General features: G+C 63.7%; 13 protein-coding genes. 4 read left to right on the forward strand and 9 right to left on the reverse strand.

Annotated features, from left to right (window positions below):
* Position 1: 1 nt before the first annotated feature.
* On the reverse strand, positions 2-1,891 hold the full coding sequence (locus HU760_RS15840; protein ID WP_186675817.1) for a propionyl-CoA synthetase: 1,890 nt from the start codon (positions 1,889-1,891) through the stop codon (positions 2-4).
* Between the two features lie 180 nt (positions 1,892-2,071).
* Here HU760_RS15840 and HU760_RS15845 point away from each other — a divergent pair, with 180 nt between their 5' ends.
* Complete coding sequence (locus HU760_RS15845) at positions 2,072-2,938, forward strand: LysR family transcriptional regulator (protein ID WP_186675819.1); 867 nt, start codon at positions 2,072-2,074, stop codon at positions 2,936-2,938.
* On the opposite strand, the gene HU760_RS15850 is transcribed toward HU760_RS15845, so the two are convergent.
* The 5 genes from HU760_RS15850 to HU760_RS15870 all read right to left on the reverse strand — a co-directional run bounded on the left by HU760_RS15850 (position 2,912) and on the right by HU760_RS15870 (position 6,937).
* Entirely contained in the window at positions 2,912-4,066 is a 1,155-nt protein-coding gene (locus tag HU760_RS15850; protein ID WP_186675822.1) for an HPP family protein, read from the reverse strand. The genes HU760_RS15845 and HU760_RS15850 overlap by 27 nt on opposite strands.
* Before the next feature lie 263 nt (positions 4,067-4,329).
* Complete coding sequence (locus HU760_RS15855; protein WP_186675825.1) at positions 4,330-5,649, reverse strand: ATP-binding protein; 1,320 nt, start codon at positions 5,647-5,649, stop codon at positions 4,330-4,332.
* On the reverse strand, positions 5,646-6,314 hold the full coding sequence (locus HU760_RS15860) for a response regulator transcription factor (RefSeq protein ID WP_186675829.1): 669 nt from the start codon (positions 6,312-6,314) through the stop codon (positions 5,646-5,648). Before HU760_RS15860 ends, HU760_RS15855 begins: the two co-directional genes overlap by 4 nt.
* Positions 6,315-6,629 carry a PepSY domain-containing protein gene (locus HU760_RS15865; RefSeq protein WP_186675831.1) on the reverse strand — a complete coding sequence of 105 codons (315 nt, stop codon included), beginning with the start codon at positions 6,627-6,629 and terminating at the stop codon, positions 6,315-6,317.
* On the reverse strand, positions 6,629-6,937 hold the full coding sequence (locus HU760_RS15870; RefSeq protein WP_186675833.1) for a PepSY domain-containing protein: 309 nt from the start codon (positions 6,935-6,937) through the stop codon (positions 6,629-6,631). Before HU760_RS15870 ends, HU760_RS15865 begins: the two co-directional genes overlap by 1 nt.
* A 183-nt stretch (positions 6,938-7,120) precedes the next feature.
* Here HU760_RS15870 and HU760_RS15875 point away from each other — a divergent pair, with 183 nt between their 5' ends.
* Together HU760_RS15875 and queD are read left to right on the forward strand one after the other, a co-directional pair.
* Entirely contained in the window at positions 7,121-8,200 is a 1,080-nt protein-coding gene (locus HU760_RS15875) for a patatin-like phospholipase domain-containing protein (RefSeq protein ID WP_186675835.1), read from the forward strand.
* Positions 8,201-8,253: 53 nt separating this feature from the next.
* Positions 8,254-8,610: a 6-carboxytetrahydropterin synthase QueD gene (gene queD, locus HU760_RS15880; RefSeq protein ID WP_043213989.1), complete on the forward strand. Its 357-nt coding sequence runs from the start codon at positions 8,254-8,256 to the stop codon at positions 8,608-8,610.
* Between the two features lie 39 nt (positions 8,611-8,649).
* Here queD and HU760_RS15885 read toward each other — a convergent pair whose 3' ends face one another.
* Together HU760_RS15885 and HU760_RS15890 are read right to left on the reverse strand one after the other, a co-directional pair.
* Positions 8,650-9,918 (reverse strand): hypothetical protein, encoded by a 1,269-nt coding sequence (locus HU760_RS15885; RefSeq protein ID WP_217858973.1) that lies wholly within the window; start codon positions 9,916-9,918, stop codon positions 8,650-8,652.
* 71 nt (positions 9,919-9,989) lie between these two features.
* On the reverse strand, positions 9,990-10,457 hold the full coding sequence (locus HU760_RS15890; RefSeq protein ID WP_186675839.1) for a DUF1289 domain-containing protein: 468 nt from the start codon (positions 10,455-10,457) through the stop codon (positions 9,990-9,992).
* A 406-nt stretch (positions 10,458-10,863) separates the two neighbouring features.
* Between HU760_RS15890 and acnB the strand changes: the two genes are divergently transcribed.
* The gene (gene acnB / locus HU760_RS15895; RefSeq protein ID WP_186675950.1) at positions 10,864-13,473 is read left to right on the forward strand and encodes a bifunctional aconitate hydratase 2/2-methylisocitrate dehydratase; all 2,610 of its coding nucleotides are present in this window, start codon (positions 10,864-10,866) and stop codon (positions 13,471-13,473) included.
* Positions 13,474-13,564: 91 nt separating this feature from the next.
* On the opposite strand, the gene prpD is transcribed toward acnB, so the two are convergent.
* Entirely contained in the window at positions 13,565-15,049 is a 1,485-nt protein-coding gene (gene prpD / locus HU760_RS15900; RefSeq protein ID WP_186675841.1) for a 2-methylcitrate dehydratase, read from the reverse strand.
* Positions 15,050-15,147 lie beyond the last annotated feature (98 nt).

A 15,147-nucleotide genomic window follows, 5' to 3' on the forward strand; every position in this document is an offset into this window, starting at 1 on the left:
GTCAGCCGGCCCTGGGCAAGTCCGCCAGCACCGCCTCGATCTCCCCCAGCACCGCCGGGTCATCCAGGGTCGAAGGCGGCACATAGACCTGCCCGTCGGCAATCTTGCGTAGCACCGCCCGCAGAATTTTCCCGGAGCGGGTCTTGGGCAAGCGCTTCACCAACCGCACCCGGTTGAAGCAGGCCAACGCACCAATCTCCTCGCGCACGCTGCCCACTAGCTCCACCAGCAACTGCGCCTCGGCGATGTCCTCGCCGTCCTTGAGCACCACCAGGGCCAACGGCACCTGCCCCTTGATCTCGTCATGCACGCCAATCACCGCGCACTCGGCTACCGCTGGATGACGCGCCACCAGGTCCTCCATTTCGCCGGTGGACAGCCGGTGCCCGGACACGTTGATCACGTCATCGGTGCGCCCCATGATGTAGACGAAGCCATCATCATCCAGATAGCCGCCATCACCAGTGTGGTAATACCCCGGGTAGGTGCGCAGGTAGGCCTGCAGGTAGCGCTCGTGGTCGCCCCACAGCGTCTGGCTGCAGCCGGGCGGCAGTGGCAAGGCAATGACGATCGAGCCCTGGTGGTTCGGCCCCAGCAAGTGTCCCTCGTCATCCAGCACCTGCACGTGGTAGCCCGGCACCGCCCGGTTGCTCGACCCCGGCTTCGCCGCACTGCCTTCCAGCCCTACGCAGGGCGCGGTGACCGGCCAGCCGGTCTCGGTCTGCCACCAATGGTCGTGCACCGGCTTGCCAGTGACCCGCTCCAGCCATTCGTGGGTGCTGGAATCCAGTTTCTCGCCCGCCAGGAACAACTGGCGCAGCGAACTCAGGTCGTGCTTGCGGATCAGTTCGCCGTCCGGGTCTTCCTTGCGGATGGCACGCATGGCAGTGGGCGCGCAGAACAGGGCATTGACCTTGTACTGCTCCACCACCCGCCAGTAGGCCGAAGCGTCCGGGGTGCGGATCGGCTTGCCTTCGTAGAACACCGTTGTGCAGCCGCTCATCAGCGGCCCATAGACGATCAGCGAATGGCCGACCACCCAGCCGACATCGGAGATTCCCCACCACACGTCGCCCGCCTGCATGCCGTAGATGTGGCGCATGGCATAGCACAGGGCCACGGCGTTGCCGCCATTTTCCCGCACGATGCCTTTGGGTTTGCCGGTGGTACCCGAGGTGTACATGATGTACAGCGGGTCGCACGCATCCAGCTCGATCGGTGGCACCGGCTCGGCCTGCGCCAAGCTCGCCTGCCAGTCCAGGTCACGGCCCGCCTGCAGCTCGGCGCGGGCTTGCGGCCGTTGCAACACCAGCACGTTGCGCGGCTGGTGGCGGGCCAGCTGCAGGGCACGGTCGACCAGCGGCTTGTATGCGATCACCCGGTCGAATTCCAGCCCGCAGGATGCCGTCAGCAGCAATGTTGGCCGGGCATCGTCGATACGCAAGGCCAGCTCGTTGGCGGCAAAACCACCGAACACCACCGAATGCACCGCACCGATCCGCGCACACGCCAGCATGGCCATGGCCGCCTGCGGCACCATGGGCATGTAGATGATCACGCCATCACCCTTGTTCACCCCCAGCTGGCGCAACAGACCGGCCAGGCGCGCCACCTCGTCACGCAACTGATGATAGGTGTAGGCCTGCTGCACACCGGTCACTGGCGAATCGTAGATCAGCGCCAGCTGCTCGCCTCGTCCCTGCTCGATCTGGTGATCAAGGGCCAGGTAGCAGCTGTTCAGGCGGCCATCGGCGAACCAGCGGTGGGTACCGTCGGCGTTGTCCTGCAAGGTCAGGGCTGGCTTGCGGTGCCAGGCCAGGTGCGCGGCCTGTTCTGCCCAGAATGCGGCAGGGTCGGAAATGGAATGGGCGTAGCTGTGCTGGTAGCTCATATCGAGGAAAACCCGGTACTTGTTGTTATTGAAGGGCGAAACCTGAGTATGGACCGCCGCACCGGCACCGCCATGGGACTAAAGTCACAACCGACCTGCAAATTTGCAGACAGCACAAAAGCGCCCCATGACGGTGCAAAGCCTCTAGAATAGGCCACGCCTTCAACCCGCGAGCAGCTCATGGACATCGATCAGGCCCGAACCTTTCTGGAAATCGTGCGGTGCGGCAGCCTGGTCGCCGCTGCCGAACGCCTGTTCGTGTCGCAGACGGCGATTACCGCACGGGTGCAGCGCCTGGAGCAGCAACTGGGTTGCCAACTGTTCGTGCGCAGCCGCAACGGCGCCAGCCTGACCAGCGACGGCAAAGCCTTCGTCAGTTATGCCAACCAGCTGGTACAAACCTGGGAAGCGGCCCGTCGCGACCTGCCGCTGCCGCAAGGCTGCCAGCAAGTGCTGCACGTGGGCGGGGAGGTGAGCCTGGGCAACCCGATGATGCTCGACTGGGTCAGCGCCCTGCACCATGAGTTGCCCAGCCATGCCATCCGCAGCGAGGTGAGTGACGGCGAGTCGCTGCTGCGCAAGGTTGAAATGGGCCTGCTGGATGCCGCGCTGGTCTACCAGCCGAACTATGGCCCGGGGCTGCAGGTGGAGCAGCTGATGGAGGAAAAGCTGATCCGCGTGCGCCGGGTCGACCGCCCCGACCCATACATCTACATCGACTGGGGCGAAGCCTTCCGCCGCCAACACGATGCCGCCCTGCCCGACTGCGCACGCCCGGCGCTGAGTTTCAACCTGGGCCCACTGGCGTTGCAGTTCATTCTCGACCAGGGCGGCAGTGGATACTTCCGCACCCGGGTAGTGCAAGCCTACCTGGATAACGGGGTGTTCGAGCGAGTACCGCAGGCGCCGGAATTCACCTACCCGACCTATCTGGTGTACCCGCGCAAACGTGACGGCGACGCCCTGCAACAAGCCTTTGCCATCCTGCGCCGGCTGGTAGCCGCCGGCGCCAGCGACTGGTCACAACGCTGGGACCCGCTGATCTGAAGCCTCGGTTCGGCTGAGCAACTGGCGCTTGAGGCCAGCAATCAGGTCGGTCTGGGTGATCACCCCCACCAGCTGGCCAGCATCGAGCACCGGCAGGCAATGCAGGCCCTGCTCGCACAGCAACGGCAGCAAACGCTCCAGCGGGTGCTGGCTGCTGACGCTGATGACCCGCCGGCTCATGACCTGCTCCATGCGCACCGCCTTGCGGCTGAACAAGCCGCGCCAACTGAAACGACCACGCTGCATGGCCGGGCCGACCAGGTCGCTGAGGCTGACGATGCCCACCAACTTGCCGTGTTGCAGCACCGGCAGGGTTTTCAGATGATGGCTGGCAAGCATTTGCCAAGCCTGCTCCAGGGTGGTGTCGGGCGTGGCGAACTGCACGTCACGGGACATCACCGAGGCCGCGGTGATGCCGCCAAGGCTGCGCTGCAGGGCATGTTGCTCGGTGGCCAGGATGATCCGTTCCAGTTCGTCACGGGTGACGTCGACGAACTCGCCCAGTTCTTCCAGGGCCTGGTCCAGGTCCTCGCCACGGATGCCGACCCGCTCGCCAGGCAGTGGGTCATGGGTATGGTGCAGGTCCTTGCGCGGCGCGGCGCCTTTCGGGTAACGCACGCCGGTCAGCCGGTTGTAGAGGATTGCCACTGTCACTAGGATCAACGCATTGAGCAGCACCGGCTCCAGTAACCGATCGCCCATGGCGGCAAGCCCCGGATCGGCCAGCACCGCGCTCACCGCCACCCCGCCGCCTGGCGGGTGCAGGCAGCGCAGCAGGCACATCACCAGGATCGACAGGCCCAGGGCTGCAGCGGCCACCCACAGCTCCGGGCCGAAGCCCTGGCGCATGGCCAGGCCGACCGCACCGGCCACGGCATAGCTGCCCAGCACCGGCCAGGGCTGGGCCAACGGGCCGGAATGCACGGCGAATACCAGCACCGCCGAAGCCGCCAGCGGACCGAGCAGGTGCAGGGCAATGCCGGGGCCAAAAGCCATGCTGGTCAGCCAACCGGCGAGCAACAGGCCGAGCAGCGCGCCGATACCGGCACGCAACCATTCTCTGGGGGGAATATTCAGGGGCGCAGGCAACAGCCGCTGCAGACGAGTTTCGGAACGCGAGGCAGACATGAAGGTAATCGAGGTCTTTGGTTTTTCTGGTTGGAAAAGAAAGCCCAGCCGTGATGGCCTGGGCCGCGTATTGCATCGGCAATCGCCAAAAGGGGCTCCGTCCGTGGAGGGATGGAAACCGTAGGGTTTCATGCAGGGGATTTTGCCGGGCAGAGTGCGATTGGACTAATGCAAAAAAATGCGCCTGCACTGCAATTTTTTTGCATTGGTGGTATTGAAGGCTATCGTGCCTGCCGGCGATGGGCCGCAAAGGGGCCCCGGTATTATCGCACCTTGCGCGGCAGGTCGATGCTGACCCGCAGCCCGCCCAAGGGGCTCTCCAGCAACGCCAGGCGCCCGCCCCAGGCCTCGACGATATCGCGCACGATACCCAGGCCCAGGCCATGCCCGTCAACCTGCTCGTCCAACCGCGAACCACGCTCCAGCACCTGCTGCCGCTGGCTCTCGGGAATGCCTGGGCCATCATCATCGACCCACAAGCGATAGCCCTCGGTATCCGCCGCGATGCCCAGCCGCACCTCGCTGTCGGCCCACTTGCAGGCATTGTCCAGCAGGTTGCCGAGCAATTCGAGGAAGTCCTCGCGGTCCCATGGCAGCAACAACCCGGGCCGCACATCACTGGCCAGCAACAAGCCCTCACCATGGATCATGCCCAGCGTTGCCAGCAACCCCGGCAATTCGGCGTCACAATCAAACTGCGCGCCCGGCAACGCATCCCCTGCCAACCGTGCACGGTTCAGCTCCCGCGCCAGGCGCTGCTGAATCTGCTCCAGCTGTTCGCGCATCTGCGCGCGAACCTCGGGCAGGTCCTTCAGACGCTCGCTGGAGGCCAGGCTCAGCAGCACCGCCAGCGGTGTCTTCAGCGCATGACCAAGGTTGCCCAATGCATGGCGCGAGCGCCGCAGGCTGTCTTCGGTATGCAGCAACAGATGGTTGATCTGCCCTACCAGCGGCGCCAGTTCGCTGGGCACCTCGGCATCCAGTTGCGAGCGCTGGCCCTGCTGCAACTGGGCGATCTGCTGACGCGCCCGCTCCAGGGGCCGCAGCGAGCGGGTCACGGTGATGCGTTGCAACACCAGCACCAGTATCAGCGCCACCAGGCCCATGCCCAGGCCGATCTGCTGCATGCGTCGGAAACCTTCGCGGACCGGCGAATAGTCCTGTGCCACACTGATCGAAATGTCCTGCCCCAGGCGCCGGTAATCGGCCCGCAAGGCCAGCAATTGCTGGCCTTCCGGCCCCAGTTGGTGGCTGTCGGAAAGGCCCGGCGCAGCAGGTTTGGGCATGTCCAGGTCCCACAGCGAGCGAGAACGCCAGGTGCCTTTTTCGAAATCGATGCGGAAGTAGTAGCCGGAAAACGGCCGCTGGTACGCCGCCGAGATACGCCGCTCGTCCAGCTGCAGGCCCGAAGGCCCGCGCACCAGGGCTACCAACAGGTTCTCGCTTTCCTTGCGCAGGCCGTTCTCCAGGTAACGCTGCAGGCCGGCCTCGAACAGCCACAGCGTCAGTTGCGCCAGCAGCAGGCCGACCACTACCAGCACCGCCACCAGGCCCAGGCTCAGGCGCGCCTGGATCGACTTCACGCGGTGCTCCCGGCATAGATGTAGCCTTGCCCACGGCGAGTCTCGATGACGCTGCGGCCGAGCTTGCGCCGCAAGTGATTGACATGCACTTCCAGCACGTTGGAATCGCGCTCGGTTTCGCCGTCGTAAAGATGCTCGGCCAGGTGGCTCTTGGACAGGATCTGCTGGGGATGCAGCATGAAGTAGCGCAGCAGACGGAATTCGGCAGCGGTCAGCTGGATATCCACCCCGTCGCGGCTTACGCATTGACGGCTTTCGTCCAGATGCAGGCCGGCCGCTTCCAGCGTCGGCTGGTTGGCCAGGCCACGGGCACGGCGCAGCAACGCCTGGATGCGCAGTTGCAGCTCTTCGGGGTGAAAGGGTTTGCTCAGGTAGTCATCGGCCCCGGCCTTCAGCCCTTCGATACGCTCGGCCCAAGAGCCGCGCGCGGTGAGGACCAGCACTGGCGTGACCAGGCCGGCGGCGCGCCAGTGGGCCAGTACCTCAAGACCCGGCAAACCCGGCAAGCCCAGGTCGAGGATGATCAGGTCGTACGGTTCGCTCTGGCCCTGATACACAGCATCACGACCATCGGCCAGCCAGTCGACAGCGTAGCCCTGGCGTTGCAGGCCGCTGGTCAGCTCGTCAGCCAGCGGTACATTATCTTCGACTAGCAACAGGCGCATTCAGTCGTCTTCCTCGTCCTTGAGCAGGGTGCCGGTGCTGGCATCGAGCTTGACCTCGCGCACCACACCTTCAACCGTCAGCAACTCGACTTCATATTCATAGCGATCGTCATCCTCCTCCAGCTCGGCCTCCAGCAGGCGCGCCCCGGGGTGACGCCCCAGGGCAGCTTCCAGCAGGTGTTCGAGCGGCAGGATGACCCCCTTCTGGCGCAACGCCAGGGCTTCGTCCTGGTCAAGGTCGCGGGCCATGGCCAGCGAGCAAGCGGCCAGCAGCACCAGCGCGAGGTAGCGTGCCGACCGCGGTAGGTGGATCATCAGTTGTCCCGCTCGTCCTTGAGGACTTCACCGGTCTTGGCATCCAGATCGACATCCCACTCGACATTCTGGCTGTCGCGCAGCTCGACCTTGTAGATGTAGCGACCGTATTCGTCTTCCAGCTCGGAGTCGGTGACCGTGGCGCCCGGGTGCTTGGCCACGGCGGCGGCCTTGAGTTCGTCCAGCGACTTGATGGTCTTGTCGTTGACCAGTTTGACCACTTCGTCGGGCTGCACATCCTTGGCGAAGGCGGCGTTGGCGCCGAACGCGAGGGCGGCGGCGGTGAACAGGGCAGTCAAGGTTTTCATCGTTCTTCTCTCCTGAGAACTGTACAAGTTGTCTACGGGGTTAAGATTACCCAGCGGTCCTTAATTCAACCTGAAAACAGCTGCCGGCATGATAGCGCAGGTCAATGGGCCTGCGGCTTGCCGGCCTGCGCAGATTCCCTGTGGCGTCCCTATAATGCCCATCTACCGCCCAAGAGACCTGTCATGAGCGCCATCCATGTGAAATACCCCGCCCTCACTTTCAAGGCCGGCCAGCGCGCCCTGCGGCAGGTCCGCGAGCGTGGCCTGCAGGCGGCCGATGTAGGGGTGCTGCCGGGCGCGGCAGGTGGGCCGAAGCCGCTGGGCATCCAGGGCCTGGACCTGGCTCTGTTCGGTGAATGGCTGCCGTCGGCGCCTCGTCAGCGTGCCCTGATCGGTGCTTCGATCGGTGCCTGGCGCTTCGCCAGCGCCTGCCTCGACGACCCGGTCGCCGGCATCCGCCGCCTGGGCGAACTGTATACCGAGCAGGATTTTGCCAAGGGCGTCACCGCAACCGAGATCAGCCGCAGTTGCCAACGCATGCTCGATGACCTGCTGCAGGGCCGCGACGGCGAACTGCTGGCGAACCCGCACTATCGCCTGAACATCCTGGTGGTCAAGAGCCATGGGCATCTTGCCCATGACCATCGCGCACGCCTGGGCCTAGGCCTGGGTTCGGTGGTTGCGAGCAACCTGCTTGGCCGTGCGCGCCTGGGCCGTCACTTCGAACGCATCATCCTGCACGATGGCCGGGCCACGCCACCGCTCGACGCGCTCACCGACTTCCCCTCGCGCTGCCTGCCCCTGGACCTGGCCAACCTGCGCCATGCCCTGCTCGCCTCGGGCTCCATCCCCATGGTCATGGAGGGTGTGAAAGATATCCCCGGCGCCGGCGCAGGCACCTACCGCGACGGCGGCCTGCTCGATTACCATCTCGACCTGCCCTACCGCGGCGATGACCTTGTGCTTTACCCGCACTTCACCGACAAGGTCGTGCCTGGCTGGTTCGACAAGGCCCTGCCCTGGCGCAAGGGCGATGCCACGCGCCTGCAGAACGTGCTGCTCATGACGCCCTCACCGCAATACCTCGCCGCCCTGCCCTACGGCAAACTGCCCGACCGTAACGACTTCAAGCGCTTCATGGGTGATGCACCAAGCCGCAAACGCTACTGGTACACGGCGATTGCGGAAAGCCAGCGGTTGGGCGACGAGTTGCTGGAACTGATTGCCACCGGGCGGTTGCACGAACGGCTGCAAGCCTTGTAGCGGCCATGCTGGTAGACTGCGCGCATTCTTGATTCACAAAGAGTTATGACAGCGTGGAAATCTTCAAGGAATTCACATTTGAATCGGCCCACCGCCTGCCCAATGTCCCGGCCGGGCACAAATGCGGCCGCCTGCACGGCCACTCGTTCAAGGTCGGCCTGCACCTGACCGGCCCGCTCGACCCGCACACCGGCTGGATCCGCGACTTCGCCGAGATCAAGGCGATCTTCAAGCCGATCTACGAGCAGCTGGACCATAACTACCTCAACGACATCCCGGGCCTGGAAAACCCCACCAGCGAAGTGATCGCCAAGTGGATCTGGGACCAGGTAAAACCGCTGCTGCCGGAACTGTCGAAGGTCCGCATCCACGAAACCTGCACCAGCGGCTGCGAGTACAGCGGCGACTGAGCCCAGGCAAGGGCGCTGTATCAGCGCCCTTGCGCCCTTCTAGAATTTGGCTGAGGTTTCCACCACCTGCACAGTCAGGGATCCTACCTCACCCAGCGCCTCCGTACCTAGCCTGCGTTCGCCAATATCTGCCAGTTTCACGACTAGGCCACTGCTGTGCCTGAGCTTCACGTTGGCCACTGTTGCCCCCACCTGCAGGGCAGCCGGGTCCAATCCGTCCAGATGCCAGAGAAAATCCGCCTTCGCACGAACCGATTGCCAACGCTGTGCCAGGCTCATGGTCCAGCCCTTCTGCTTGCGCAGGGTGAAGTTAAGGCGCCGACCACGCTCGTCGAGCGGCCAGATCTCATACGCATAGACCCCGTTGTTGAGGTAGGCGGCAAACCAGAAACGCTCGCATGCCGGGCGGGTTTCATCGCCACGCCAGCGCGCGCCCAAGGCATCGGTCTGCTCCACACTCAACCTTGCCCTCGGGTTCCACTCCCAGCCGTCGTCAAAGCGAGCTGCCACCAAACCCTGCGGGCCGCCCGTGGAGCCGGTTGGGCCGGCTGGCGTCTCGTCGGGCCGCCAGCACAAACTGGCGATGAAACTGTGCTCTGCCTTGAACGCATAACTGCTGCCCTCACGCTGCAGGCCCGAACCCCAAGCGACATCACGCGCTTCATGGCCGTAGTCCAGCACTTCCAGGGCCATCAGGCCCGGCTGGCCGGACAGGGTGTTTATCAGCCACGCCCCCTGGTTGGCGAGGCGCCTCGCCTGTTGCCCGGCGGCGTTGACCAGAACGACATTGCATAACCGCGCCCCGCGCTTGATATCCTTGTGATTGATACCCGACAGGCTCCACAGGTGCTGCGGGTCAGTCAGACGCTGGCGCCCGGCCGCCGCCTCGGCCTGCTCCTTGACGCCTGCATAGCCTGCATGGCCTGACAGCAACCCCGGGGCACTGTGCACAATCCGGTTCAGCGGTTTCCAGTTCCGGTCATAAGGCCGCATTTCATAGCGCAGCGTCGCACCGGTCCGGTCCGTACCGCTGATGTAGGCACCGAACCAGAACAGCTCGCCATAGACATGACTGGGCGCGGTGTAGCTCCATGGCTCCAGCCGCAATGGCCCGGCACCTTCGGGCTCGGCCCGCAGATACCTGTACCAGTGGTCGTTGTGAAACCCGGCCCCGCCAGAATGCAGCCACATGGGGGCAAGCTTGGCGATCGAAGCGTCCCACTGGTCGGGACGCAGGATGTCATCGCTCAACTGCCACCAGCAGCGAGCCAGAAAGGAAAATTGCGGGTGGTAGACATAGTCACTCATGGGCGTTTCCTGTGCATGGGAAACGCCGGACACTACGCGAACAATGCCAGCCGAAATCAGCGGGAAACAGCCTACTCCAAAGCCTTTTGCATGAACGCCGGGGCAATGTAGCGCTGGTAATGCGCATCGGACAGCAGGAAGAACTCGCGATCGATGGCGTCGCGCAGTTGCGGCAACTCCCAGTCGCGGAATTCCGGCAACAGCGCCATGCCATAGGCCTCCAGGTCACGGATCATCCGCGCCCCGCGGGCAATCAGCTGGTACGCCCAGCAATATTCCGACTGCTGCTCGACAAAGCGGATGGAACGCTGCTCCAGTTGCTGGCGCAACAGGCCTTTGTCGAACACTTCCAGCTTGGCCATCATCACCTGCACCAGCAACTGCTCCAGGCGCAGCCACACGGCGCGCTTCTGCGCATCGTCGTAGCCGTTCCAGTTGATCACTTCGTGGTGGAAACGCTTGCAGCCACGGCACACCGTGTCTCCGTACACCGTTGAGCACAGGCCGACGCAAGGGGTCTTGATGGACTTGTTGGACATGAAAAACAACAGCTTGGCGGTGGAACACGGGCCCATGTTAGCCCTTTGTCTAACCAGGGTCACTCGTTAAAGTCATCATCGCCGCCTTACCTTCAGACTTTTTTTACCGTAGAATCATCCCGCCTTTTCAAAGGCAACAATGTCCGTTGGAAGCTGTTTTCAAAGCGTCACGAGCACAGTTCATCCGGTAGAACGGCGTTGGCCCGGGCCATGCATCCCTCGCATGCCCGTGCCAGCCCTCATCAGCTTTCCGTTCTGCAGGCGTAAAACTTTGAAAGCAGCTTCTGTAAGGATTCCTTGCGACTCTGGCTGGGCGGCCCACAAAGCCGTGGCAGCGCATGGGTGCATTGAATGCTGGATGAGCGTCCCGGACCCCCTTTAGGGACCACTGATGAGGGAAATAACTGTGCTTGAAGCCTACCGCAAACACATCGAAGAGCGTGCCGCCCTGGGTATCGTGCCCCAGCCGCTGAACGCCGAACAAACTGCAGGCCTGGTCGAGCTGCTGAAAAACCCGCCGGCCGGCGAAGAAGCCTTCCTCGTAGACCTGATCACTCACCGCATACCACCAGGGGTCGACGAAGCCGCCTACGTCAAGGCCGCCTTCCTGTCTGCCATTGCCAAGGGCGAAGCCAAGTCGCCACTGATCGACCGCAAGCACGCCACCGAACTGCTGGGCACCATGCAGGGCGGCTACAACATCGAAACGCTGGTTGCGCTGCTGGATGACGCCGAACTGGGCGCCGTCGCGGCCGAACAGCTCAAGCACACCCTGCTGATGTTCGATGCCTTCCACGACGTGGCTGAAAAGGCCAAGGCCGGCAACGTCCACGCCAAGGCCGTGCTGGAATCCTGGGCTGCCGGCGAGTGGTTCACCTCGCGTCCGGCCATCGCCGACAAGTACACCCTGAGCGTGTTCAAGGTGCCTGGCGAAACCAACACCGACGACCTGTCGCCTGCCCCGGACGCCTGGTCGCGCCCTGACATCCCGCTGCATGCCCTGGCCATGCTGAAAATGGCCCGTGACGGCATCGAGCCGCAGCAGCCTGGTTCGGTCGGCCCGCTGGCCCAGATCGAAGCGGTCAAGGCCAAGGGCTTCCCGGTTGCCTACGTCGGTGACGTGGTCGGTACCGGTTCCTCGCGCAAATCGGCTACCAACTCGGTGCTGTGGTTCTTCGGCGACGACATCCCGTACGTACCGAACAAGCGTGCCGGTGGTTTCTGCTTCGGTACCAAGATCGCCCCGATCTTCTACAACACCATGGAAGACGCCGGCGCCCTGCCGATCGAATTCGACTGCACCAACCTGGCCATGGGCGACGTCATCGACGTTTACCCGTTCAAGGGCGAAGTGCGCCGCCACGGCAGCGACGAACTGGTCACCACCTTCCAGCTGAAGACCGAAGTGCTGCTGGATGAAGTCCGCGCTGGCGGCCGTATCCCGCTGATCGTCGGCCGTGGCCTGACCGAAAAGGCCCGCGCCGAACTGGGCCTGGGTGCCTCCGACCTGTTCAAGAAGCCGGAGCAGCCAGCCGATTCGGGCAAAGGCTTCACCCTGGCACAGAAAATGGTCGGCCGTGCCTGCGGTTTGCCGGAAGGCCAGGGCGTACGCCCAGGTACCTACTGCGAGCCGAAGATGACCACCGTCGGCTCCCAGGATACCACTGGCCCGATGACCCGCGACGAGCTGAAGGACCTGGCTTGCCTGGGCTTCTCCGCGGATCTGGTGATGCAGTCGTTCTGCCACACCGCGGCCTATCCAAAGCCGATCGACGTCACTACCCACCACACCCTGCCAGACTTCATCCGCACCCGTGGCGGCGTGTCGCTGCGCCCGGGCGACGGCATCATCCACAGCTGGCTGAACCGCATGCTGATGCCTGACACCGTGGGTACCGGTGGCGACTCGCACACCCGCTTCCCGATCGGCATTTCGTTCCCGGCCGGCTCCGGCCTGGTGGCTTTCGCCGCCGCCACCGGCGTCATGCCGCTGGACATGCCGGAATCGGTCCTGGTGCGCTTCAAGGGCAAACTGCAGCCTGGCATCACCCTGCGTGACCTGGTGCATGCCATCCCTTACTACGCCATCCAGAAAGGCCTGCTGACCGTCGAGAAAAAGGGCAAGAAGAACATCTTCTCCGGCCGCATCCTCGAGATCGAAGGCCTGAACGAGCTGACCGTCGAGCAAGCCTTCGAGCTGTCCGACGCCTCGGCCGAGCGTTCCGCTGCCGGCTGCACCATCAAGCTGCCGGAAAAGGCCATTGCCGAGTACCTGCAGTCCAACATCACCCTGCTGCGCTGGATGATCGGCGAAGGCTACGGCGATGCCCGCACCCTGGAGCGCCGCGCCCAGGCCATGGAAGCCTGGCTGGCCAAGCCTGAGCTGCTGTCGGCCGACGCCGATGCCGAGTACGCTGAAATCATCGAAATCGACCTGGCCGACGTCAAGGAGCCTGTGCTCTGCGCGCCGAACGACCCGGACGATGCCCGCCTGCTGTCCTCGGTACAGGGCGAGAAGATCGACGAAGTGTTCATCGGTTCGTGCATGACCAACATCGGTCACTTCCGCGCTGCCGGCAAGCTGCTGGACAAGGTCAAGGGCGGTATCCCGACCCGCCTGTGGCTGGCGCCACCAACCAAGATGGACGCTCACCAGCTGACCGAAGAAGGCTACTACGGCATCTACGGCAAAGCCGGTGCGCGCATGGAAATGCCAGGCTGCTCGCTGTGCATGGGTAACCAGGCACGCGTACAGACCGGCTCGACCGTGGTGTCCACCTCGACCCGTAACTTCCCGAACCGTCTGGGCGACGCCACCAACGTGTACCTGGCATCGGCCGAACTGGCTGCTGTCGCTTCGATCATCGGCAAGCTGCCGACCGTCGAAGAGTACATGCAGTACGCCAAAGACATCGACAGCATGGCTGCCGACGTCTACCGCTACCTGAGCTTCGACCAGATCGCCGAGTTCCGCGAAGCGGCAGCCAACGCCAAGATCCCGGTGGTTCAAGCGTAAGCTGAGTTACACGCTGTAAACAGAGCCCCGGCAGCGATGCCGGGGCTTTTTTGTGTCGCCTATAGCCGCGAAGAGATCGTTACAGGCGAGCTCAAACCACGAACAAATCCACGAACCGGTGCACTGTCATCTCTTCCAGCGTCTGCTGGTTCTTGCATACAGCCAGGATCTCCGCACACCGCTGCCGCGCGAAACGCGTCGCCAGGTTGGCCCTGAATTTCGCCTCCAGCAAAGGTATGCCCTCCGCCCTCCGGCGCCGGTGACCGATCGGGTACTCCACCACCACCTGCTCGGTACTGCTGCCATCCTTGAAGAACACCTGCAGCGCATTGGCGATCGAGCGCTTGTCCGGTTCCAGGTATTCACGGCTGAAACGAGGGTCTTCCACCACTTCCATTTTCTCGCGCAGACGGTCGATGCTTGGGTGGTTGGCGTGGAAGGCATCCTCATAATGCTCGGCCACCAGATGGCCGAAAATCAAAGGCACTGCCACCATGTACTGCAAGCAATGGTCGCGGTCGGCAGCGTTGGCCAGCGGGCCGCTCTTGGAGATGATGCGGATTGCCGACTCCTGGGTGGTGATGACGATGCGATCGACCTCATGCAGGCGATTACGGACCAGCGGGTGCAAGGTGACTGCCGCCTCGCAAGCAGTCTGGGCATGGAACTCCGCTGGGAAACTGACCTTGAACAGCACGTTTTCCATCACGTAGCTACCCAGGGCCTGCGGCATGTGCAACGCCTGCTGCTCGGCAGGCTTGAGCGCCAGATCCTTGTTGGTGTGGCTGAACAGCACGTCGTAAAAGCCCCATTGTGGCGCAGTGAGCACGCCCGGCACGCCCATTTCTCCACGCACGGCGATATCGGCCAGGCGCACGCCACGGCTGGACGCATCACCGGCAGCCCAGGATTTGCGTGAGCCGGCATTGGGTGCATGGCGGTAGGTACGCAGCGCCTGGCCATCGACGAAGGCGTGCGACAAGGCACTGAGCATCTGTTCACGGTTGGCCCCCATCAACCTTGCGCACACGGCGGTGGAGGCCACCTTGACCAGGATCACGTGGTCGAGGCCAACGCGATTGAAGGCGTTTTCCAGCGCCAGCACACCCTGGATCTCGTGGGCCATGACCATGGCTTCCAGTACGTCATGCATCAGCAGCGGTGCTTCACCGGCGGCCACACGCTTTTGCGACAAGTGATCGGCAACCGCCAGGATGCCACCGAGATTGTCCGAGGGGTGGGCCCATTCGGCCGCCAGCCAGGTGTCGTTATAGTCCAGCCAGCGCACTGTGCAGCCGATGTCCCAGGCGGCCTTGACCGGATCGAGGCGGTAGGCAGTGCCGGGGACACGTGCACCATGGGGCACCACGGTACCCTCCACCAGCGGGCCGAGCAGTTTGGTGCATTCCGGGAAGCGCAGGGCCAGCAGGCCGCAGCCGAGGGTATCCATCAGGCAGTTGCGGGCGGTGTCCAGGGCTTCGGTGGATTCGACCCGGTAGCCGAGGACGTAGTCGGCGAGGGTTTGCAGCACCTGGTCGTAATCCGGGCGGTCATTGAGGTCTACGTTGGCGCTCATATGCAGCTCCCTTCAAAAGTGCCGGAGCGGCTGTGCAGCCCATCGCCGGCAAGCCAGCTCCCACAGGTAGTGCACAAGCCTCAACAGCGGTGCGATCC

It is taken from the genome of Pseudomonas oryzicola (assembly GCF_014269185.2).
GTDB classification, from domain to species: Bacteria; Pseudomonadota; Gammaproteobacteria; order Pseudomonadales; family Pseudomonadaceae; genus Aquipseudomonas; species Aquipseudomonas oryzicola.

Bases quoted from the DNA above. Each gene is read 5' to 3' on its own strand.
- HU760_RS15840 (WP_186675817.1), bottom strand. From the start codon at position 1,891: ATGAGCTACCAGCACAGCTACGCCCATTCCATTTCCGACCCTGCCGCA.
- HU760_RS15845 (WP_186675819.1), top strand. From the start codon at position 2,072: ATGGACATCGATCAGGCCCGAACCTTTCTGGAAATCGTGCGGTGCGGC.
- HU760_RS15850 (WP_186675822.1), bottom strand. From the start codon at position 4,066: ATGTCTGCCTCGCGTTCCGAAACTCGTCTGCAGCGGCTGTTGCCTGCG.
- HU760_RS15860 (WP_186675829.1), bottom strand. From the start codon at position 6,314: ATGCGCCTGTTGCTAGTCGAAGATAATGTACCGCTGGCTGACGAGCTG.
- HU760_RS15865 (WP_186675831.1), bottom strand. From the start codon at position 6,629: ATGATCCACCTACCGCGGTCGGCACGCTACCTCGCGCTGGTGCTGCTG.
- HU760_RS15870 (WP_186675833.1), bottom strand. From the start codon at position 6,937: ATGAAAACCTTGACTGCCCTGTTCACCGCCGCCGCCCTCGCGTTCGGC.
- HU760_RS15875 (WP_186675835.1), top strand. From the start codon at position 7,121: ATGAGCGCCATCCATGTGAAATACCCCGCCCTCACTTTCAAGGCCGGC.
- HU760_RS15885 (WP_217858973.1), bottom strand. From the start codon at position 9,918: ATGAGTGACTATGTCTACCACCCGCAATTTTCCTTTCTGGCTCGCTGC.
- HU760_RS15890 (WP_186675839.1), bottom strand. From the start codon at position 10,457: ATGTCCAACAAGTCCATCAAGACCCCTTGCGTCGGCCTGTGCTCAACG.
- prpD (WP_186675841.1), bottom strand. From the start codon at position 15,049: ATGAGCGCCAACGTAGACCTCAATGACCGCCCGGATTACGACCAGGTG.